We start from the raw sequence: 19,708 nt of genomic DNA on the forward strand, positions 1-19,708 counted from the left end.
GGCTAGCGTCCAGAACATTCCAAGAACATCTGCAATGGGCTGAGGGATGAGCAAGCTCTCAAATTATCGATTGAACGGTATGCAGTCCACATCTTTTCAATAACGTATACCTTATAATTTTTGCCATAATAATAACCTATACATTATTGATCTATTCACTAATAATATGCTATACCTTATCAGATGAAAGATGCGATCCGCCATCTAGACAAGCGATTCTCGAGCTTGCGCCCGCTCACCAAGCTCCAACGTCCGCCAAGGGGTTGGCTTCGGGCGATCCGTGACTCCCTCGGCATGACCACAGCACAATATGGGAAACGTCTGGGCGTATCCCAGCCTCGCATCGTGGAACTTGAAAAGTCCGAACGGGAAGGCAGTGTCACTCTCAACACGCTGCAACGGGCGGCCGAAGCTCTTGGCTGCCGTCTTGTCTACGTGCTTGTGCCGGAGCGGCCATTGGCAGAAGTGGTAACCGAGCGGGCCGAACTCGTCGCCGAACGTCAGTCGAAGGCCATTGAGCATACGATGCGGCTGGAAGACCAAGCCGTGAAGGACAAGAGGGCCGCCCGCGCGCTCCGCGAGCAGGCGATCGAAGATTTGCTGAAGCGCCCCGCGCGCCTCTGGGATGAAGAATGACTGATCTACATGCCGCCGACGATCATGCGACCCCACTAACGCCGGCGGAAAGGGAAGACCTCATCCCGACCCATATCACCTTGCGCAGCGAGCTGAACGAACTCGAACAGCAGAATATCGCAACAGGCAATCGATGGGCATTCGGCCGCCGTCACGTCGTGACCCGCGAAAGTTTCCTCAAGAGCCTGCATCGCCGCATGTTCGAGCGCGTCTGGCGCTGGGCGGGAAAATACCGGACAACAGAACGCAATCTCGGTGTCGCTCCTCATTTGATCGAGGTCTCGCTTCGCCAGGCGATTGACGACGCGCGATATTGGATTGAGCACAAATCTTATCCTCCAGATGAGATCGCGGTGCGTTTCCATCACAGGCTCGTCTCCGTACACCCCTTTCCAAACGGAAACGGCCGTTGGTCTCGTCTCGCCGCCGACGTTTTGATCACTCAGCTCGGCGGCAAGCGTTTCACCTGGGGTGGCGCGGATCTCCGAGCCGCAGGCACGGCCCGCGACACCTACATCGCAGCGCTCAAGGCTGCGGACAATCACGATCTCGAACCGCTCATAAAGTTCGCGCGATCCTGACGGGCCATCATGGCTGCACGTCCATTAGTTCGACATGTTGGTGTCAAGGAGCGCCAGAAGTGAGCGCACCACTACTAGTCGCCTACGTCCGATCGTTGTCGTGACGATACGCCCAGCTCCTATCAACTCGTAAAGCTTCGTGCGTCCCAAGCCGGTCACTTCGCATGCATCGTCAATCGTGCAGGTGAGCCGCTGGGCGAATGGCATCGAGCTCGGTTCTGCGGCTTTCGGAGCGGATAGACTGACTTGTGACTGTTGTCCGCCACTTTTCTCTCGTCGATTGTATCTCACGTGGCCCTCCTATTCGCACAAAGCTCGACAGGACAAGAGTTGATTGTGCGACGAGCAACGTCAATGCGAACATCCGAGGGCGCTCGCGTACGACAGCGCACGTCAGCGGCGGTTTGAATATTTCCGGACACCAAGGGCGACGAGGAAATTTTTCGCGAATGCGCCAGCCACGGTGAGGCATCGCGCCGAGGCTAGTCTGCTAATGTCGGCAGCAAATTCCCCAAGCGTCCGCCGCTGTTCACCAGCGTCTTATTCAACCAATATTCAACGAACGCGGCTGATGGCTACCTAAGTGCCTGAGTTTGCTGGCGCTCCCTAGGGGAATCGAACCCCTGTTTCAGCCTTGAGAGGGTCTGCAGACGAGCCGAGATTGACATCGATAGATCTCCATCACCGAACTCTCTTCAAGATGATCATGAAGCGGATTGACTTGGCCTAACGAAGTCGATCGGTATCCCGTCGCTCATAAAGGTCTGGTGCAGGTTCCGGTTGCGGCGGGGCCTTTCACAACAACTTTGTTAACGCTCCGAATTTATCACACGTCAATCTGCGCAGATCGCGGCTTCTAACCTCGCACGACTGCTCCCCTCTCGCGAGATCAGCATCGGCCGATCTGTGCGCTAAGTTTTCTGATTTTACGACAAGGGGATTTTGAACTTTCCATGGCATGCGTGCGGCGGCACGCTCCATGTATGGACCGAGTTGATACGAAGGTCGGAAATCGTTTTCGCCGTCGGGTCTCCAAGCTCTCCCGAGCTTCTGATCGACGCATTAAGCAGAGCCTCGTCTGCGAGCGAGCCGCTTAGTCATGCGTCACAGACTTCAGAAATTGCCCTTGCAGTTGATTCCGGATGAGGCGATTCTACGCCTAGCACGCGCATTGGCACGCCAAGCGGCAAGGGAAGACCATGAACGAGATCAACTCAGCACTCGAACCTTCAATCAAGAAGGTGGCGGTGATCTACGCCCGATTCTCGACCGACCTTCAAAATGAGCGATCGATCGAAGACCAGGTCACCCTCTGCCGGGAGTACGCCTCACGACAAGGCATAAACATAATTGGAGTGTACGAAGATAAAGCCCGTTCTGGCGGCTCCATTATGGGACGGGATGGCTTGCTCCGGTTATTGGATCAAGCAAAAGATCGGTCATTCGATGTCGTAGTCGTCGAGGCTCTTGACCGTCTCTCGCGTGACATGGAGGACCTTGCCGGTATTCATAAGCGGCTTTCTTTTCTTGGTATTGAAATACGCGCCGTCCACGAAGGCGTGGTGAATACAGTCTTGGTGGGGCTTCGCGGACTAGTGGGCCAACTCTTTCGCGAGGATAATGCTCATAAGGTGCGGAGGGGTCTGGCTGGCCGTGTCGGCCAGGGCCTCAACGCGGGCGGAAAGGCTTATGGCTACACCCCAGCCGCAGGCGAAAAGGGCAAGCGGGTAATTGTCGAAGCTGAAGCGAGAATCGTCCGGCGCATTTTCGAGGAATACGTTGAAGGAAGGACGCCTCGTGAAATCGCATACGACCTTAACAACGAAAGGGTATCCCCGCCACGCGGGCGCTCATGGAATGCTTCGACGATTAACGGCAACCTGCAGCGCGGCACCGGTATAATCCAGAATGAACTCTACGCGGGGCGCCTCGTCTGGAATAAAGTGAGGATGATCAAAGACCCTGACACGGGCAAGCGACTCTCGCGCCCAAATGCCAAAGGCGAATGGCAGATCACGGACGTGCCGGAGCTCCGCATAATCCCCCAGACGCTTTTCGACGCCGCACAGAACCGGAAAAAAGCGCGCGGCCAAACCCTCCCAAACCGGCAGCGGCGACCGCGCCACATGTTGTCGGGGCTCCTCCGGTGCGGATCCTGTGGTGCAGGTATGTCAACAAGCGGCAAAGATAAGTCGCTCCGCATCCGCATCCGTTGTTCAGCAGCGACAGAAAGCGGCACATGTCGCGACGGAAAGACATTCTATCTCGCCACCGTGGAAAGCGCAGTTCTTTCTGGCTTAGAGTCTGAGATGCGGCATCCGAGCGTGATCGCCGAGTATGTGCGTACCTATCACGAAGAGCGTAAGCGCCTCGCAGCCAAATCGAATGCCAAGCGAGCTCACCTTGAGCTGAGACTCGGCGAAATCAATCGCGAGATTGATCGGCTAGTCGATGCGATCGCAAAGGGGCATGGCGACCCGGCGATCTTGGGCCCTCGCTCGAGCCTTTTGGACGAGGAGCGCAAGAAAATCACGGGGGATTTGAGCGTCGAGCCCACAGCTTCAGACGTTATCTCGCTCCATCCGGCCGTCCTGGCCCGCTATGAGCAACAGCTCGTCCAACTTCAAGACGCGCTGTCGAAAGGTATCAACGCAGGAGATTCTGAGGCGACGGAAGCAATTCGAGATCTCGTTGAGACAGTGACGGTATTTAGAGACCCTTCGCGGTCAGGCGGCGTCACGGTCGAAATCGCCGGGCGCCTAACTGCTTTACTGAATGAACCTGTGTTCCCCACCAACGTTCGAGGAGTGTGGGGAAAGGTGGTAGCGAGAGAGGGACTCGAACCCCCGACCCCAGGATTATGATTCCCGTGCTCTAACCAGCTGAGCTACCTCGCCACGGTTCACCTTCGCGGCACACCATACCGCATTCGCGAACGCGCGGCATATAAGGAGTGGCTTAAGGGCCTGTCAAGCAAAGCCGGCGGTCCAGCCAACCGCCTGCGAAATAGCGCTATTTCGGCCGGATTGTCGGGTCGCCGCCGGGGCTGCCGGGCGGCGGAATCACCGGCGTCTTGCCGCCGTTCGGCGGCGCAGGCGCGTGCATTTCGGGATCGACGCCTGGGGGCGGACACAATACGCCGTCCGAGCGCGCCAGCTTGTCGCCAAGCGGCTCGGCCCGTTGGCCGGTGGTCGTTCCCTCGGGAGCCTTCTCGCCGGGCTTCGGCAACGGCTGCATAGGCGCGCAATCAGCGGCACGCTGCGGCGAGGGCGGCGCGGTCTGGGCCGGCGGCGTGGTCGGACTTGGCGGCGCCTGTGCGCCCGCCACATCAGCAGCCACCATCAGAGCACATGAGATCAGAAGGGCGCGTTTCATTGCCATGCAGGGGAAACGGCCTGCACTTAGGGAGGTTCCGCAGTCAAACTGTCGCGCGCTTCACGACTTCCGGAAACGGATCAGCGAAAAATGCCCCATCGGCGGCATCGGCCGCCGTTCGGTCAGGGTGACGCCGCCATGTTTGTCAGCCCAGTTGGTCAGGCGCTCCCATGGGAATTCCGGTCGCCAGCCGAGCCGCCGCGCCAATGGCGCGAATGCCAGTTCGAACATCCGGCGCGGACCGCTTTCGGCGCCGATGTGATTGACCAGAATGAGTTCGCCGCCGGGTTTTAAGACGCGGATGAAATCATCCAGCGTACGTTCCGGATCCGGCACCGCCGTGATGACATATTGCGCCACCACCGCATCGAAAAACGAATCCGGAAACGCGAGATTCTTGGCATCCATCACCGCAAGCGTTTCGACATTGGTCAGGCCGAACTCGCGCACGCGCTTCCGCGCCCGCCGCAGCATCGGTTCGGAAATGTCGACGCCGCATAATTTCGTGTTGCGCGAATATTCGGACAGCGACAGCCCGGTGCCGACGCCGACGTCGAGAACGCGCCCACCGATCTTGTCGGCTTCCGCGATGGTCGACCGGCGGCCCTCGTCGAACACCTTGCCGAACACGAGATCGTAGACCGGCGCCCAGCGCCCATAAGCCTTTTCGACCCCCTCGCGGTCGATGTCCCCAGCCATTCCCTCTGCCCCGATTTTTTCTTAAGTGCGCATCACCTCGGGGAGCGGCGTCATCGTTTGCTGCGCCCCTGCCCTTGCCACCGTATTCGTTGCGGTCGCGCTCTTGATGAATCCACCGCCGAGCACGCGCGCCTGTCCCGCCGGCGCATCGTAGAACACGCAAGCCTGGCCGGGCGAGACGCCCTCTTCGCCGGCGACGAGTTCGACTTCATAGCCGCCATCGACCGCGCGCAACCAGGCCGGCTGCGGCGCGCGCGTCGACCGCACGCGCACGAACATCTCGATGCCGTCGCCGATGACGCGATCCAGCAGCCCGTCGCCGATCCAGTTGATGTCGCGAAGGCGGATGCGATCCATCCGCAATGCCTCGCGCGGCCCCACCACGACGCGGCGGCTGGCCGCATCGAGCTTGACGACGTAGAGCGGCGCGCCGGCGGCGATGCCCAGTCCCTTGCGCTGGCCGACGGTGAAATGAACGATGCCCTGGTGCCGGCCGATGGTACGGCCGTCGAGATCGACGATGTCGCCGGGTTCGATCGCGCCCGGCTTCAGGCGGCCGATGATATCGGTGTAGCGCCCGGTCGGCACGAAGCAGATGTCCTGGCTGTCCTGCTTGTCTGCGACTTCGAGGCCGAAGCGTCGCGCCAGTTCGCGCGCCTGCGGCTTGGTCATGTCGCCGAGCGGAAAGCGAAGGAAATCGAGCTGCTCGCGCGTGGTCGCGAACAGGAAATAGCTCTGGTCGCGATCGGCGTCCGCAGCGCACACCAGCGCGCGCGATCCGTCGGCGAGGCGGCGCGAGGCGACATAGTGCCCGGTCGCGAGCGCACTCGCGCCGAGTTCGCGCGCGGTCGCCAAGAGATCGCGAAACTTGACCGAGCGGTTGCACTCGATGCAGGGCACTGGCGTTTCGCCGAGCGCGTAGCTGTCGGCAAAATTGTCGATCACGGATTCGCGGAAGCGGCTTTCATAGTCGAGCACGTAATGCGGAATGCCGATCCGCTCGGCGACATTGCGGGCGTCGTGGATGTCGCGGCCGGCGCAGCAGGCGCCCTTGCGGTGGGTGGCCGCGCCATGGTCGTAAAGCTGCAGCGTGATCCCGACCACGTCATAGCCCTCGGACTTCAGCAAGGCAGCCGTCACCGACGAGTCGACGCCGCCGGACATGGCGACCACGATCCGCGTGTCCTGCGGGCGGCCTTCGAGATCCAAACTGTTTCGCATGCCAGAGGTCATCGACTTCAATCGCAAGCGCGCTAACGCGACTCGCGGCCAGGGTTAAAAAGCCTTTTTATTATAAGGCCTTAAGGTCTCGTCCGGCCATACCGGGCCGGATCGGATGCCGCTCTTTAATATAGGCCGTATTGGCGCGAGGCAATCAGCCGATACCCATTTTTGGAGAGGGTCCAGGACGGCAAATCTTGCCGCCGGGCAGAAAAGGGGGGGTGCGATGATGCCCCGCAATTTATCCGCCCCCTCCATAAACAATTGAAATAACTCGATATTTTTTACAGCGGTGGATGGCCCGGTCCTTGCTGAATGGTAGCCGAGAGCTCAGCGCGAGGGTCGCCCGTGGTTAGTGTCACGTCAGAAGTATCGGCAAACGCATCTTTTCAGAACGCGGCCGCAAGGTCAGCCCGGCCGGATTCCGAGCCGTCAGCCGGAAACGGCAGCTTCGCGGCGCTGGTCGACAGCAATAAGACCGCCGGCAACAACGACCATCGCACCCAGGACAACGCGCCCGCCGCGCGCCGCTCCGACGATGCGCAAGCCGCGTCCGACAACCGCTCGCGCGACAATGCTGCCGCATCTGACAAGGCGGACAAGACCACGCGCAACGATTCCAATGATCGCAACGCCGCGGCCAACGCCCGCAGCGACAAGGCACGCAACGACAAAACGCGCAACGACAACAAGGTCGACGCCAAGGCTGATACCGATACCGACACCAATGCTGCGACGACCCGCCGCGCCAAATCAAAGGCCGACGCGGCGAAGGCCGATGGCGCGAAGTCCGACGAGACGACGCAGGCATCTTCCACCGACGCATCCCCCGTCACCGATCAGACCGGGACAGCGCAGGATGGAACGGCCGTGGCGACGGCTGACGCCATTGCCGTTGCCATCCCTGCCGCCGCAGCGCCGGCGGCGACAGCTTCCGCGACACAAGCAACCGACAAGGCGACTGCGCCGCTTGCCATCGCTGCGGCAGCGATCGCCTCGCTCGCCGCCGAGACGGCGCCAGTCGCTCCCACCGTGAACGCCGCGCAGGCCGACGGCGGCGCCAAGACCGGCGCGCAGGGCGGCATCGGCCAGGCCGTCAGCGCCCAAGCCACATCCGCCGACCCGTCCATCACAACCGGCATCGCTCAGGCCGCAGCGGTGGTCGCGGCGACGCCCGCCGCCACCAAAGCCGCCGCGCAACTCAAGAACCCCGATCTCGCCAGGAAAGGGGCCACGACGGCAGTCGAGCAGGCCGGCACCACCGATACCGCCGCGCCCGCAACACCTGCCGCGGACACCATCGTGCCCGCCGTGGCGGCGCCGACCGAAGCCGCGGGCAAGCCGAGGTCAGAAAATGGCATCGTCGACGCCGTGAAGGCCGACGCGTCCGGCAATTCCATCGCGCCGCCGGCCGCTAACGCCCAAGCCAACGCGCATCTTGCCGCCTCCGATATCGGGCAGACGCCAGTCAACTCCTCCGGCAACGGCCTGCAGGCGGCCGGCGCGATCCAGACGCAGCAACCATCTGCTTCGACCGCCCCCGCCGCCGCGGCTCAACTCACCGCAACCGCAGCTACAAGCGCCGCGGTGCCCCTGAGCGGGCTTGCGATGGAAATCGCCGCTTCCGCCAACAGCGGCAAGACCCGCTTCGAAATCCGGCTTGATCCGGCAGAACTCGGCCGCATCGATGTCCGCATCGATATCGATCGCCACGGCCAGATAACGTCGCATCTGACCGTCGAACGGCCGGAAACGCTGTCGATGCTGCGTCAGGACGCCAACCAGTTGCAGCGCGCGCTCGACAATGCCGGGCTCTCGACCGGCAATAGCGGATTGCAGTTCAGCCTGCGCGACCAATCCTCGCAGGGGCAGAACGACGGCAACCAGTCCAACCCCAACGCCCATCGCCTTGTTGTCAGCGAAGAGGACAGCGTTCCTGCTGCCGTCGCCGGCCGCAGCTATGGCCGCATGCTCGGTTCGAGCGGCGGCGTCGATATCAGAGTTTAACGGAGAGCGCCATGGCAGTTGATGTAAACATGCCGACGACGGTCGTCTCGGCGCCCGGCACCGGCACCAGCAACAAGACCGCTTCGGAGAAGACGACGGGAATTGCGGATAATTTCCAGACCTTCCTGACGCTGCTGACTACGCAGCTGCAGAACCAGAATCCGCTCGATCCGCTGGACACCAACCAGTTTACCCAGCAGCTCGTGCAATTTGCCGGCGTCGAGCAGCAGCTCAAATCGAACGAACAGTTGAAGTCGCTGATCGAAATCGAAAAGAGCGCCCAGGCAACCCAGGCGCTGGTCTATGTCGGCAACACGGTCGCCGTCGACGGCAGCACGGCGCAGTTCGACAAATCGGCGACCTGGAATTTTCAGGCCGAGAAAGACACCAGCGCGACGATCACGATCACCAATTCGACGGGCCAGACCGCCTTTACCGGGTCGTATTCGCTCAAACAGGGCAATTCCAGTTTCGTCTGGGATGGCAAGGGCAATGACGGCGTCCAGTGGCCGGCCGGCACCTACACAATGACCGCCACCGGCAAGGACAGTTCGGGCAACAGCGTCGCAATCTCCACCGAGGTCCAGGGCATCGTCGATTCAGTCGATCTCAGCGCCTCCCCGCCGCTGCTCTCGATCGGCGGCCAAAACTATACCACCGACAAGATCAAGCGGGTGGTCCGTCCGACCACCACCTCCAGCTAGCGCACCCACAGCTCGCATCGTTAGATCCGTCACTTCCGACCCGGCAACCCCTGATTGTACGCAAAAGCGTCACAGGGAACCCGGGCGGACGTATTTTCCGTCATTTTCAAGGAGATTCGTATTGAAGCCGTGGGCTTAGGCAATTTTTAAGCCGGCAGGCGTAGGTTGTCATGGTGAGTTCAGTGGTTGAGAGTTTGTGAGTACGCCATGACAGAACCCCATCGCCCGAGGGTAAAATACGTCATCGGGCCTGACGGCAGCCCGTTGACAATTGCTGACCTGCCCGCGCCCGGCACCAAACGGTGGGTTATCCGCCGCAAGGCCGAGGTCGTTGCAGCGGTCCGCGGCGGCCTGCTCTCCCTCGAGGAAGCCTGCAGCCGTTATACCCTGACGGTCGACGAATTCCTGTCCTGGCAGTTTTCCATCGATCAGCATGGTCTGGCAGGTCTCCGGACCACCCGGATCCAGCAATATCGGCAGTAAACTCTCCCGAACCGAAAGATTTGATGAAAACCGGCTCCGTTTTGCGAAGCCGGTTTTTTTCATGTCGGAACTATTCGTGGCGGCTTTAACGGCTGTTAACCATATGGAAACCATCCCCTAGGCAATAATTGCCCAGTCGGTCCCAGGGACCGAATCCCCTGGGGGCGGTTGGTGCAAAGTCTCGTTGCTTTCCTGAGAGGCCTGGGCGCGTCGCGGTTGATGGCCATGGTCGCGGTGACGACCGCGCTGCTCGGCTTCTTCGCCTTTGTCATCATGCGCGTCACGACGCCGCAGATGACCACCCTGTTCACCGACCTCTCCGCCGAAGATTCCTCCGGCATCATCAAGGACCTGGAACGCCAGGCGATTCCCTTCGAGCTGCGCAACGAAGGCGCCGTCATCATGGTGCCGAAGGACAAGGTCACGCGGCTGCGGATGAAGCTGGCCGAAAGCAATCTGCCCAAGGGCGGCGGCGTCGGTTATGAGATTTTCGACAAATCGGACGCCCTCGGCACCACGAGCTTCGTCCAGAACATCAATCATTTGCGCGCACTGGAGGGCGAACTCGCCCGCACCATCCGCGCCATCGACCGCATCCAGGCGGCCCGCGTGCATCTGGTGCTGCCGGAGCGGCCGCTGTTCTCGCGCGAAACGCCGGAGCCGTCGGCCTCGATCGTGCTGCGGGTGCGCGGCAGCCTCGAACCCCAGCAGATCCGCGCTATTCGCCATGTCGTCGCCTCCGCCGTCAACGGGCTGAAGCCGCAGCGGGTGTCGATCGTCGACGAAGCCGGCCGGCTGCTGGCTGACGGCGCCGGCAAGGAAGCCGATATCGCCGTCGGTGAAGAGCGCCGCACGGCGTTCGAGAAACGCATGCGCAACGAGGTCGAGGCGATCGTCTCCTCGGTGGTCGGCCAGGGCCGCGCCCGCGTCCAGCTCACCGCCGATTTCGACTACAACAAGGTCACCCAGACCTCGGACAAGTTCGATCCCGAGGGCCGCGTGCTGCGCTCCACCCAGACCCGCGAGGAATCCTCGCTGACCGCCGAGAACAACGGCCAGGTCACGGTCAACAACGAACTGCCCGGCAACCAGACCAACACCACCGGGCCTGCGGCCCGCGACCAGAGCAAGAAGAGCGAAGAGACCAACAATTACGAGATTTCCCGCACCACCAAGACCGAGGTCACCGAGGCCGGACGGGTCAACCGGATCTCGGTCGCGGTGCTGGTCGACGGCGCCTATTCCAAGAACGAAAAAGGCGAAATGGTCTATCAGGACCGCAGCAAGGAACAGCTCGACCGCATCGCCACCCTGGTCCGATCGGCGATCGGCTTCGACCAGAAGCGCGGCGACCAGGTCGAGGTCGTCAATCTTCGCTTTGCCGAAGCGCCGACCGTGCCTGCGGTCGTGGAGCCGACCGGCCTTCTCGGCATGCTGCAGTTCACCAAGGATGACGTCATGTATGTCATCGAACTCGGCGTCATGATGCTGCTCGGCCTTGTCGTGCTGTTCATGGTGATCCGCCCGCTGGTCAAGCGCATCCTGGCTGCCGAAGTCATTCCCGCGCTGGCCGAACCGGCGCCGGCTTTGACCGACGGCACAGCCGAACTCGGGCCCGGGCAGGCGCTGATCGCCGGCAACAGCGGCACCGCCCAATTGATCGACGTCGCCCAGGTCCAGGGCCAGGTCCACGCGCAGGCCGTGCACCGGGTCGGCGAACTGGCCGAACGAAATCCGAACGAGACCGCTTCCATTGTTCGCCAATGGCTCAGCGAACCCGCCGAGTGACCTGACATGGCCGTACCGCAAACCAACAATGCCAACGACATCACCACCGTCATCTCGGCGCTGGCGAGCCGTCAGAACGCCCGGCCCAAGGGCAAGCCGTTGAGCGGCCCGAAGCGCGCCGCCATCCTGATGCTGGCGCTGGGCGAGCAATATGGCGGCAAGGTCTGGGGACTCCTTGCTGACGACGAGGTGCGCGAACTGTCGATCCATATGTCGACGCTCGGCACCGTCGAGGCCGATGTCGTGGAAGACCTGCTGCTCGAATTCGTTTCGCGGATGTCGGCATCCGGCGCCCTGATGGGCACCTTCGACGCCACCGAACGGCTGTTGCAGCAATATCTGCCGTCCGAGCGCGTCACCGGCATCATGGACGAAATTCGCGGCCCCGCCGGCCGCAACATGTGGGAGAAGCTCTCCAACGTCCAGGAGGAGGTGCTCGCCAACTACCTCAAGAACGAATACCCGCAGACCATTGCGGTGGTGCTGTCGAAACTGAAGCCGGAGCACGCCGCCCGGGTGCTGGCGATCCTGCCCGAGGACCTCGCGCTCGACGTGGTCGGCCGCATGCTGAAGATGGAAGCGGTGCAAAAGGAAGTCATCGAGCGCGTCGAGCAGACGCTGCGCACCGAATTCATGTCCAATTTGTCGCAGACCCGCCGCCGCGACGCCCACGAGGTGATGGCCGAGATCTTCAACAATTTCGACCGCCAGACCGAGACCCGCTTCATCACCTCGCTGGAAGAGGAAAACCGCGAATCCGCCGAGCGCATCAAGGCGCTGATGTTCACCTTCGACGACCTCATCAAGCTCGACTCCGCCTCGGCCCAGACGCTGATGCGTAATATCGACAAGGCCAAGCTCGGCATCGCGCTGAAGAGCGCCAATGAGGAGGTACGTGCCTTCTTCCTCGGCAACATGTCGTCGCGCGCCGGCAAGATGCTGATGGACGACATGGCGGCGATGGGACCGGTTCGGCTGCGCGACGTCGACGAGGCGCAGGCGCTGCTCGTCAACCTCGCCAAGGACATGGCCGCCAAGGGCGAAATCACGCTGACCAAGAACCGCGCCGACGACGAGCTGGTGTACTGATGGCCGCACCCGCAAAATTCCTGTTCGACACGGACTTCGCGGCGCCCGACAGGACGCGCGAGCGTGCCGCCACGGCCGCCGAGATCGCGCAAAAGATCGCGGAGGCCGAGGCACGCGCCTACCGCGCCGGCTACGAGGCGGCCCAGCACGAGGCCAGGGTGGAGAGCGACCGCCGCGCCGCGCTGGCGCTGGAAGAGATCGGCATCACCATCCGCGGCATCGCCACGCGTTTCTCCGGCATCGAGGCCAGGATGGAGACCGAGGCCGTCGATGTCGCGGTCGCGGTGGCGCGCAAGCTGTGCAGCGAACTCATCGCCCGCGAGCCGCTCGGCGAGATCACCGCCCTCGTCAGCGACTGCTTCTCGCATCTGGTCGCAACCCCGCATCTCGTCGTCCGCATCAACGACCAGCTCTACGAGGCCGCCCGCGAGAAGATCGAACGGCAGGCAGCCCAGAGCGGCTTCGAAGGCCGGCTGGTGATCCTGGCCGAGCCCGGAATTGCCACCGGCGACTGCCGGATCGAATGGGCGGATGGCGGCGTGGTGCTGGAACGCGCGGTCATCGAAGCGAAGATCAGCGAACTCGTCGGGCGCTATCTGGCGTCCCGCGATCAGGCCGGAACGTAGAGGCCATGAGGACTGAACCATGAGTGATACCGACGCACAGGTACCGTTGCCGGATCTCAACGCCGCGGACGCCCCGCCGATCGACGATCTCGCCTACAACGAGGACGAACAGGCCTCACGCATCGCGGCCGACCTCGAGGCCGTGTTCGACGTGCCGGTGCAGGTCTCGGCCGTGCTCGGCCGCTCCAAGATGGACGTCGGCGAGCTGTTGAAGCTCGGACCTGGTACCGTGCTCGAACTGGACCGTCGCGTCGGCGAAGCCATCGACATCTACGTCAACAACCGCCTGGTGGCGCGTGGCGAGGTCGTGCTGGTGGAAGACAAGCTCGGCGTCACCATGACGGAAATCATCAAGGCGGAACGCAGCTAACAATTTTGGCGACACGCGCCGCGAACGGCGCGAACAGACGAACAGGAGATAAAAAATGCGGCTTCTCATCGTTGGCACCTTGAAGGGCCAACTCACGACCGCCACCAAGATCGCGATGGAAAACGGCGCATCGGTGACTCATGCCGAGGCGATCGAACAGGCGATGGCCGTGCTGCGCGGCGGCAAGGGCGCCGACCTTCTGCTGGTCGACGTCGCCCTCGACATCCGCGACCTGGTGATGCGGCTGGAGGCCGAGCACATCCATGTGCCGATCGTGGCCTGCGGCATCTCCAACGACGCCCGCGCCGCGGTCGCTGCGATCCACGCCGGCGCCAAGGAATACATCCCGCTGCCGCCCGATCCGGAACTGATCGCCGCGGTGCTCGCCGCCGTCGCCAATGATTCACGTGATCTGATCTATCGCGACGAAGCGATGGGCAAGGTCGTCAAGCTGGCGCAGCAGATCGCGGGCTCGGATGCCTCCGTGATGATCACCGGCGAATCCGGTACCGGCAAGGAAGTGCTGGCGCGCTATGTCCACTCGCGCTCGACCCGCGCCAAGCGGCCGTTCATCTCGATCAATTGCGCGGCGATCCCCGAGCATCTGCTGGAGTCCGAATTGTTCGGCCACGAGAAGGGCGCCTTCACGGGCGCCGTCGCCCGCCGCATCGGCAAGTTCGAGGAGGCGACCGGCGGCACGCTGCTGCTCGACGAAATCTCGGAGATGGACGTCCGGCTGCAATCCAAACTGCTGCGCGCGATCCAGGAACGCGTCATCGATCGCGTCGGCGGCACCAAGCCGGTGCCGGTCGATATCCGCATCATCGCCACCTCGAACCGCAATCTCTCCGAGGCCGTGCGCGAAGGCACGTTCCGCGAGGACCTGCTGTTCCGTCTTAACGTCGTCAACCTGAAGATCCCGCCGCTGCGCGACCGTCCGGCCGACATCCTCGAACTGGCGCAGCATTTTGCGAAGAAATATGCCGACGCCAACGGCGTGCCGCTGCGCCCGATCTCGGCCGACGCAAGGCGCGTGCTGACGTCGAACCGCTGGCAGGGCAACGTTCGCGAATTGGAAAACACCATCCATCGTTCGGTGCTGATGGCGCAGGGCGACGAGATCGGCGCCGACGCGATCCTAACGCCCGACGGCGACCGCCTCGACCTCGCCAAGACCGCGCCCGCGGTGGCGCACGCGACCTTTGCCGCCGAGCAGGTCACCCGCGCTTTGGTCGGCCGCACCGTGGCCGACGTCGAGCGCGACCTGATCCTGGAGACGCTCAAGCATTGCCTCGGCAACCGCACCCATGCCGCCAACATTCTCGGCATCTCGATCCGCACGCTGCGCAACAAGCTGAACGAATATGCCGACGGCGGCATTCCGATCACCCCGGCGGGCGCAGGTGAGCATCAGCGTTTTGTCGCGGCGGGTTAAGCAAGACCCCTCGCCGTCATTGCGAGCGGAGCGAAGCAATCCATAGCGCCACAAGCGGAGAGGTGGATTGCGTCGCTACGCTCGCAATGACGTTGAAATACCGGAATAACTAGGCGCATCCGGCTTGCGGAAGATGTGAATAGGATCGCCGGGCTGCAGGTCGCGCCCGGTCAAAACCGCATAGGCGTACAGAGCGAGATAGGCGATCGCGAGCGCGCCGACGCCGTAAAACACCCAGGTTGCGAGACGTTTCATTCGCCGGGTTTTAGATCGGACGCGGCAAAAAAGCCAGCCCGGCACGACAGCGTATCCCCTGAGGACCTCCGTCAGAACTTCCGCGCGACGTGCCGCGCCGGCACGCTGACGTCCGCAAGCCTCGCCGCATCCTCGTCCTGATCGATGGCGACATAGCTCCCCTGCCAGTAGGCCAGCGCCGCAATGCGTGCTGACACCGCAACATCGAGTACGCGGCCGATGACGATCGCGTGGGAATGCCGTTCGACCATATCCTCGACTCCGCAATCAATCACGGCCAGGGCGTCTGTCAGTAGCGGCACCCCTGATACGCGCGTCGTCCAATGTGCGCCGGCGAAGCGTTCGGCACCCTTCAGTCCGCTCTTTCCGGTAAATCGCTCGGCGATGTCGATCTGGTCCGAGGTCAAGATGTTGACACCGAAGAAGCCGTACCGCTTCACGAGCGGCCAGGACGACGCTTCCCGATTGATACTGACGATCAAGGCGGGCGGGTCGATGGACAGCGACGATACCGAAGTAACCGTCATGCCCGAGATGTCCCAGCCTATACCCGCGGTGATGACGCTGACGCCGCCCGTCAATTGGCGCATGGCATTGCGGAAATCGCCGGAGGAAGCCTCGCGGTCGATCGAAACGTCGCGGACGATAGAGTTCATGGCCACCTCACAGGTCGGACGTGTCTTCAGTCCCTTGCAGCAGGTTTTTCAGGATCGAACCTTCCAGCGCGGCAAGTTGCGCCGAACCGCGCCGCCTCGGGCGCGGAATATCGACATCGATATCGTGCGCGATGATCCCGTCCTCGATGACGAGCACGCGGTCGGCCAGCGCCACGGCCTCGGACACGTCGTGCGTCACCAGGATCGCGGTAAAGCCCTGGTCGTGCCAGACCCGTTCGAGCAGCCGCTGCATCGATATCCGCGTCAGCGCATCGAGCGCGCCGAGCGGCTCGTCGAAAGCCAGCACACGCGGTTGGCTGACCAGCGCCCGTGCCAGCGCCACGCGCTGCTTCTGTCCACCTGACAGGACCGCCGGCCACTGGGAGCGCTTGTCGGCGAGACCGACTTCGACCAGTGCGCTCTCGGCGCGGGCCTGCGCGTCTGCCGAGGTCCGTTCCCGCCCCAGTCCGACTTCGACGTTCGAAAGCACCCGAGCCCAGGGCAACAGCCGCGGTTCCTGAAACATCACGCGAATGTCTTCGGCACGCACCTCCTCGCCGAAATCGATGCTGCCCGCGGTCGCCGTCTCGAGACCTGCGATCAACCGCAGCAATGTGCTCTTGCCGCAGCCGCTGCGGCCGACGATCGCAACCGACTGGCCAGCGGGGATATGCAGGTCGATGCCGCGCAACACCTCATTGTCGCCGAAGGATTTGCGCAAATCACGGATGGTCAGTGAAAGGCCGCGAGACGCAGTTCTCCCGCCGCGGCGCGCAAAGCGCGCCTGCTCGATGACCTCGGCGCGCCCGAGAGGCTCGGCGTCCGACAGGCGGAAACGAAGGGCTTCTTGCATATCATCCTCAATGTTTCTGGAAGGCGGGGTGCCAGGACAACGTCAGCCGCTCCAGCCCCCGCGAGGCGCTGTCGGCGACCTTGCCAAGCAAGGCGTAGATAAGAATCGACAGCACCACGACGTCGATCAGCATGAACTCGCGCGCCTGCATCGCCATGTAGCCGAGGCCGGAGGACGCGGCGATGGTTTCGGCCACGATCAAGGTCAGCCACATGATGCCGAGCGCGAAACGCAGGCCGACGAAGATCGACGGCAGGGCGCCCGGGAAGATCACCCGGCGGAATAATTCGCCGTCGGTCATGCCATAGATACGACCCATCTCGATCAGTTGCGGATCGACGGTGCGGATGCCGTGCAGCGTGTTCAGATAGATCGGGAAGAACACGCCAAGCGCGACCAGGAACAGTTTTGCCGATTCATCGATCCCGAACCACAGGATGACGAGCGGGATCAAGGCAAGATGCGGGATGTTGCGCACCATCTGCAGCGTCGTATCGGTCAACTTGCTGGAGATCGGCGACAGACCGTTGGCAAGGCCAAAGGAGAAGCCGATGCTGCCTCCGATCAAAAATCCGATACTGGCGCGCCAGAAGCTGACCCAGATGTTGCGGGCGAGTTCACCTGAGAGCAGCAGCTTCCATCCTGCCAGCGCGACGTCGCTTGGCGCCGGCAGCACGCGTGCGGACACGAAGCCGGTGACGCAGGCAAGCTGCCATATCAGGATGATTGCGAGCGGCACGATCCACGGGATCAGGCCGTCGATCCGCGGCAGTTTCGGTGCACTGACGCGCGAAAAACTGTCGATAAGACTCATGATTGCGATGCCTGTTTTTGCGGGCGGTATTCATTGCCGATGGTTTCGCCGAACGGCCCGGTGTTGAGGCGGATCGGCGTCACGTTGTTTGGCTGCGCCAGCGACAGCAGCGGGAACACCAGCTCGGCGAAGCGATAGGCCTCCTCCAGATGCGGGTAGCCGGACATGATGAAAGTATCGATGCCGATATCCTGATATTCCCTGATCCGCGCCGCGACGGTGTCGGGATCACCAACGAGTGCAGTGCCGGCGCCGCCGCGCACCAGGCCGACGCCGGCCCAGAGATTGGGGCTGATCTCAAGCTTGTCACGACGGCCGCCGTGCAACTGCGCCATGCGCTGCTGGCCGACTGAATCCATTCGCGAGAAGATCTTCTGCGCCGAAGCGACGGTCTCATCGGTGACATGCTGGATCAGTTCGTCCGCCGCCTTCCAGGCTTCCGCATTGGTCTCGCGCACGATCACATGCAGGCGAATGCCGAACGAGAGCTTTCGCCCGCGTGCCGCGGCAGCGGCTTTCACCCGGTTGACCTTCTCGGCGACCTGCGCCGGTGGTTCGCCCCAGGTTAAATATTTGTCGACGGTGTCGACGGCGACGCCGATGCCGGCATCCGACGATCCACCGAAATAGAGCGGCGGCCGCGGAGACTGCACCGGCTGGAACAGCAGCCGGCCGTCCTCGATGCGGATATGCTTGCCCTCGACATTGACGGTCTTGCCCGCAAGCAGATCGCTGTAGACGTTGAGGAACTCGCGCGTCACCTCGTAACGCTCGTCATGGGACAGGAAGATGCCGTCGCCCTTGTTCTCGATCGGATCACCGCCGGTGACGACATTGATCAGCAAACGTCCGTTCGACACCCGGTCGAGTGTCGCGGTCATGCGCGCGGCGACGCTTGGCGACTGCAGCCCGGGCCGCACCGCCACGAGATAGCGCAGCCGTTCGGTCCATGGCGCCACGGCCGAGGCCACCACCCAGGAATCCTCGCAGCTTCGCCCGGTCGGCAGCAGAACGCCGAAATAGCCAAGTTGATCTGCGGCCTGCGCGATCTGGCGCAAATAGTTGAAGTTCACCTCGCGTCCGCCGGTGGTGGTGCCGAGATAACGGCCGTCGCCATGGGTGGGCAGGAACCAGAGAATGTTGGCGTTGGATTGCGTGCTCACGATCCGGACCTCCGGGCCACGTCAGAAATCCTGATTTGCTTCGGGATTAGTCCGAGCGCGAAGAACGTATCCGCGACCTGTTGCTGGTCGGCGATCACGCTGTCCGTGATCGGCTTGATGCCATAGGACTGCCGCTTGAGGGCAACTTCGACGACGGGAACGGAAAGCCCGATCGCCGGCGCAAGTTGCTCGGCGACGGCATGGATGTCGCCCTTGGCCCAATCATCGACTTCGCTGAGCTGTGTCAGCACCAGATCGACGATCTTCGGATCGCTCTCCACGAACTTCTTTGACGAGAAATAGAACTGATAGTTCGAGACGATGCCGGTGCCGTCGGTGAGCGTGCGCGCGCCGGTGGCGGCTTCGGCGGCGGCCTGGAACGGGTCCCAGATCACCCAGGCATCGACCGCGCCGCGCTCGAACGCCGCGCGGGCGTCGGCCGGCGCGAGAAACACCGGCTCGATCTCGGAATACTTGACGCCGGCCTTCTCCAGCGCTTTCACCAGCAGATAGTGAACGTTGGAGCCCTTGTTCAGCGCGACTTTCTTGCCTTTGAGGTCGGCGACCGAATTAAGCTTGCTGTCCTTCGGTACCAGGATCGCCTCGCCCTTCGGGGCCGGCGGCTCATAGGCGACGTACTGGATCGGTGCGCCCGCGGCTTGGGCAAAGATCGGCGGCGCTTCGCCGGTGTTGCCGAAATCGATCGCGCCGACATTGAGCGCTTCGAGCAGCGGCGGGCCGGATGGAAACTCGGTCCACACGACCTTGTAGCCAGAGGCCTTCAACTTCTCCTCCAGCGTGCCCTTGCTCTTGAGCAGCACCAGCTTGCCGTATTTCTGGAAGCCGATGCGGACCACCTTGTCCTGCCCGTAGGCGGCGCCGACGGTGGCCGCGACCACGCTGATCGACAGCACCGCGCCGGCGATCCAGCGTTGTATCAAGCGCGTCATGAG

General features: G+C 62.6%; 21 protein-coding genes and 2 tRNA genes. 11 read left to right on the forward strand and 12 right to left on the reverse strand.

The genetic code is table 11. The features are described from left to right. Positions 1-183: 183 nt before the first annotated feature. Together C7G61_RS31685 and C7G61_RS31690 are read left to right on the forward strand one after the other, a co-directional pair. Positions 184-636, forward strand: coding sequence for a mobile mystery protein A (locus C7G61_RS31685; protein WP_108521329.1), 453 nt, complete (start codon positions 184-186; stop codon positions 634-636). After that, a complete protein-coding gene (locus tag C7G61_RS31690) occupies positions 633-1,217 on the forward strand; it encodes a mobile mystery protein B (protein ID WP_108521331.1) in 585 nt (194 codons plus the stop codon). Before C7G61_RS31685 ends, C7G61_RS31690 begins: the two co-directional genes overlap by 4 nt. A gap of 24 nt (positions 1,218-1,241) precedes the next feature. Here C7G61_RS31690 and C7G61_RS47540 read toward each other — a convergent pair whose 3' ends face one another. Both C7G61_RS47540 and C7G61_RS44390 read right to left on the reverse strand, forming a co-directional pair. Then, entirely contained in the window at positions 1,242-1,424 is a 183-nt protein-coding gene (locus C7G61_RS47540) for a helix-turn-helix domain-containing protein (RefSeq protein ID WP_044590027.1), read from the reverse strand. Between the two features lie 390 nt (positions 1,425-1,814). Further along, positions 1,815-1,912 (reverse strand) — tRNA-Glu (locus C7G61_RS44390). Positions 1,913-2,416: 504 nt separating this feature from the next. On the opposite strand from C7G61_RS44390, the gene C7G61_RS31700 reads away from it, so the two are divergent. Continuing rightward, positions 2,417-4,081: a recombinase family protein gene (locus tag C7G61_RS31700; RefSeq protein WP_108521504.1), complete on the forward strand. Its 1,665-nt coding sequence runs from the start codon at positions 2,417-2,419 to the stop codon at positions 4,079-4,081. On the opposite strand, the gene C7G61_RS31705 is transcribed toward C7G61_RS31700, so the two are convergent. From C7G61_RS31705 to mnmA, 4 genes are all read right to left on the reverse strand, one after another. Beyond that, a tRNA-Met gene (locus C7G61_RS31705) sits at positions 4,038-4,114 on the reverse strand. The two genes, C7G61_RS31700 and C7G61_RS31705, sit on opposite strands and share 44 nt — an antisense overlap. Positions 4,115-4,229: 115 nt before the next feature. Then, positions 4,230-4,598, reverse strand: coding sequence for a hypothetical protein (locus C7G61_RS31710; RefSeq protein ID WP_108521333.1), 369 nt, complete (start codon positions 4,596-4,598; stop codon positions 4,230-4,232). Between the two features lie 54 nt (positions 4,599-4,652). Beyond that, on the reverse strand, positions 4,653-5,291 hold the full coding sequence (locus tag C7G61_RS31715) for a class I SAM-dependent methyltransferase (RefSeq protein ID WP_108521335.1): 639 nt from the start codon (positions 5,289-5,291) through the stop codon (positions 4,653-4,655). 21 nt (positions 5,292-5,312) lie between these two features. Continuing rightward, positions 5,313-6,512: a tRNA 2-thiouridine(34) synthase MnmA gene (mnmA, locus tag C7G61_RS31720; RefSeq protein WP_108521506.1), complete on the reverse strand. Its 1,200-nt coding sequence runs from the start codon at positions 6,510-6,512 to the stop codon at positions 5,313-5,315. A gap of 348 nt (positions 6,513-6,860) precedes the next feature. Between mnmA and C7G61_RS31725 the strand changes: the two genes are divergently transcribed. From C7G61_RS31725 to flbD, 8 genes are all read left to right on the forward strand, one after another. Next, complete coding sequence (locus C7G61_RS31725; RefSeq protein WP_108521337.1) at positions 6,861-8,519, forward strand: flagellar hook-length control protein FliK; 1,659 nt, start codon at positions 6,861-6,863, stop codon at positions 8,517-8,519. A gap of 11 nt (positions 8,520-8,530) precedes the next feature. Continuing rightward, positions 8,531-9,223, forward strand: a complete 693-nt coding sequence (locus C7G61_RS31730; RefSeq protein ID WP_108521339.1) for a flagellar hook capping FlgD N-terminal domain-containing protein — start codon at positions 8,531-8,533, stop codon at positions 9,221-9,223. 207 nt (positions 9,224-9,430) lie between these two features. Next, a complete protein-coding gene (gene sciP / locus C7G61_RS31735) occupies positions 9,431-9,706 on the forward strand; it encodes a CtrA inhibitor SciP (protein WP_002714638.1) in 276 nt (91 codons plus the stop codon). A 171-nt stretch (positions 9,707-9,877) separates the two neighbouring features. Further along, entirely contained in the window at positions 9,878-11,494 is a 1,617-nt protein-coding gene (gene fliF, locus C7G61_RS31740; protein ID WP_108521508.1) for a flagellar basal-body MS-ring/collar protein FliF, read from the forward strand. A 6-nt stretch (positions 11,495-11,500) separates the two neighbouring features. Continuing rightward, the gene (gene fliG / locus C7G61_RS31745) at positions 11,501-12,583 is read left to right on the forward strand and encodes a flagellar motor switch protein FliG (protein ID WP_108521341.1); all 1,083 of its coding nucleotides are present in this window, start codon (positions 11,501-11,503) and stop codon (positions 12,581-12,583) included. Next, positions 12,583-13,209: a FliH/SctL family protein gene (locus C7G61_RS31750; RefSeq protein WP_108521344.1), complete on the forward strand. Its 627-nt coding sequence runs from the start codon at positions 12,583-12,585 to the stop codon at positions 13,207-13,209. Before fliG ends, C7G61_RS31750 begins: the two co-directional genes overlap by 1 nt. A 19-nt stretch (positions 13,210-13,228) precedes the next feature. Further along, positions 13,229-13,579: a flagellar motor switch protein FliN gene (fliN, locus tag C7G61_RS31755; protein WP_108521346.1), complete on the forward strand. Its 351-nt coding sequence runs from the start codon at positions 13,229-13,231 to the stop codon at positions 13,577-13,579. 55 nt (positions 13,580-13,634) lie between these two features. After that, positions 13,635-15,014 (forward strand): sigma-54-dependent transcriptional regulator FlbD, encoded by a 1,380-nt coding sequence (gene flbD / locus C7G61_RS31760; protein ID WP_108521348.1) that lies wholly within the window; start codon positions 13,635-13,637, stop codon positions 15,012-15,014. 75 nt (positions 15,015-15,089) lie between these two features. Here the strand turns inward: flbD and C7G61_RS31765 are convergent, their stop codons facing one another. The 6 genes from C7G61_RS31765 to C7G61_RS31790 form a co-directional block, all read right to left on the reverse strand. Further along, a complete protein-coding gene (locus tag C7G61_RS31765) occupies positions 15,090-15,269 on the reverse strand; it encodes a hypothetical protein (RefSeq protein WP_108521351.1) in 180 nt (59 codons plus the stop codon). A gap of 71 nt (positions 15,270-15,340) precedes the next feature. Beyond that, positions 15,341-15,925, reverse strand: coding sequence for a flavin reductase family protein (locus C7G61_RS31770; RefSeq protein WP_108521353.1), 585 nt, complete (start codon positions 15,923-15,925; stop codon positions 15,341-15,343). 7 nt (positions 15,926-15,932) lie between these two features. Further along, entirely contained in the window at positions 15,933-16,778 is an 846-nt protein-coding gene (locus C7G61_RS31775; protein ID WP_108521356.1) for an ATP-binding cassette domain-containing protein, read from the reverse strand. A 7-nt stretch (positions 16,779-16,785) separates the two neighbouring features. Beyond that, on the reverse strand, positions 16,786-17,592 hold the full coding sequence (locus C7G61_RS31780; protein WP_108521358.1) for an ABC transporter permease subunit: 807 nt from the start codon (positions 17,590-17,592) through the stop codon (positions 16,786-16,788). Continuing rightward, positions 17,589-18,758 carry an FMNH2-dependent alkanesulfonate monooxygenase gene (gene ssuD / locus C7G61_RS31785; protein WP_190242056.1) on the reverse strand — a complete coding sequence of 390 codons (1,170 nt, stop codon included), beginning with the start codon at positions 18,756-18,758 and terminating at the stop codon, positions 17,589-17,591. The genes C7G61_RS31780 and ssuD overlap by 4 nt, the downstream gene beginning before the upstream one ends. Next, positions 18,752-19,705, reverse strand: coding sequence for a sulfonate ABC transporter substrate-binding protein (locus C7G61_RS31790; RefSeq protein ID WP_108521364.1), 954 nt, complete (start codon positions 19,703-19,705; stop codon positions 18,752-18,754). The genes ssuD and C7G61_RS31790 overlap by 7 nt, the downstream gene beginning before the upstream one ends. Positions 19,706-19,708 lie beyond the last annotated feature (3 nt).

Source organism: Bradyrhizobium algeriense (assembly GCF_003062295.1).
GTDB classification, from domain to species: Bacteria; Pseudomonadota; Alphaproteobacteria; order Rhizobiales; family Xanthobacteraceae; genus Bradyrhizobium; species Bradyrhizobium algeriense.

Bases quoted from the DNA above. Each gene is read 5' to 3' on its own strand.
- C7G61_RS31690 (WP_108521331.1), top strand. From the start codon at position 633: ATGACTGATCTACATGCCGCCGACGATCATGCGACCCCACTAACGCCG.
- C7G61_RS31730 (WP_108521339.1), top strand. From the start codon at position 8,531: ATGGCAGTTGATGTAAACATGCCGACGACGGTCGTCTCGGCGCCCGGC.
- C7G61_RS31770 (WP_108521353.1), bottom strand. From the start codon at position 15,925: ATGAACTCTATCGTCCGCGACGTTTCGATCGACCGCGAGGCTTCCTCC.
- C7G61_RS31700 (WP_108521504.1), top strand. From the start codon at position 2,417: ATGAACGAGATCAACTCAGCACTCGAACCTTCAATCAAGAAGGTGGCG.
- flbD (WP_108521348.1), top strand. From the start codon at position 13,635: ATGCGGCTTCTCATCGTTGGCACCTTGAAGGGCCAACTCACGACCGCC.
- C7G61_RS31790 (WP_108521364.1), bottom strand. From the start codon at position 19,705: ATGACGCGCTTGATACAACGCTGGATCGCCGGCGCGGTGCTGTCGATC.
- C7G61_RS31765 (WP_108521351.1), bottom strand. From the start codon at position 15,269: ATGAAACGTCTCGCAACCTGGGTGTTTTACGGCGTCGGCGCGCTCGCG.
- fliG (WP_108521341.1), top strand. From the start codon at position 11,501: ATGGCCGTACCGCAAACCAACAATGCCAACGACATCACCACCGTCATC.
- C7G61_RS31710 (WP_108521333.1), bottom strand. From the start codon at position 4,598: ATGGCAATGAAACGCGCCCTTCTGATCTCATGTGCTCTGATGGTGGCT.
- C7G61_RS31780 (WP_108521358.1), bottom strand. From the start codon at position 17,592: ATGAGTCTTATCGACAGTTTTTCGCGCGTCAGTGCACCGAAACTGCCG.
- mnmA (WP_108521506.1), bottom strand. From the start codon at position 6,512: ATGCGAAACAGTTTGGATCTCGAAGGCCGCCCGCAGGACACGCGGATC.
- C7G61_RS31775 (WP_108521356.1), bottom strand. From the start codon at position 16,778: ATGCAAGAAGCCCTTCGTTTCCGCCTGTCGGACGCCGAGCCTCTCGGG.
- C7G61_RS31715 (WP_108521335.1), bottom strand. From the start codon at position 5,291: ATGGCTGGGGACATCGACCGCGAGGGGGTCGAAAAGGCTTATGGGCGC.
- C7G61_RS47540 (WP_044590027.1), bottom strand. From the start codon at position 1,424: ATGCCATTCGCCCAGCGGCTCACCTGCACGATTGACGATGCATGCGAA.
- sciP (WP_002714638.1), top strand. From the start codon at position 9,431: ATGACAGAACCCCATCGCCCGAGGGTAAAATACGTCATCGGGCCTGAC.
- C7G61_RS31750 (WP_108521344.1), top strand. From the start codon at position 12,583: ATGGCCGCACCCGCAAAATTCCTGTTCGACACGGACTTCGCGGCGCCC.
- fliN (WP_108521346.1), top strand. From the start codon at position 13,229: ATGAGTGATACCGACGCACAGGTACCGTTGCCGGATCTCAACGCCGCG.
- C7G61_RS31685 (WP_108521329.1), top strand. From the start codon at position 184: ATGAAAGATGCGATCCGCCATCTAGACAAGCGATTCTCGAGCTTGCGC.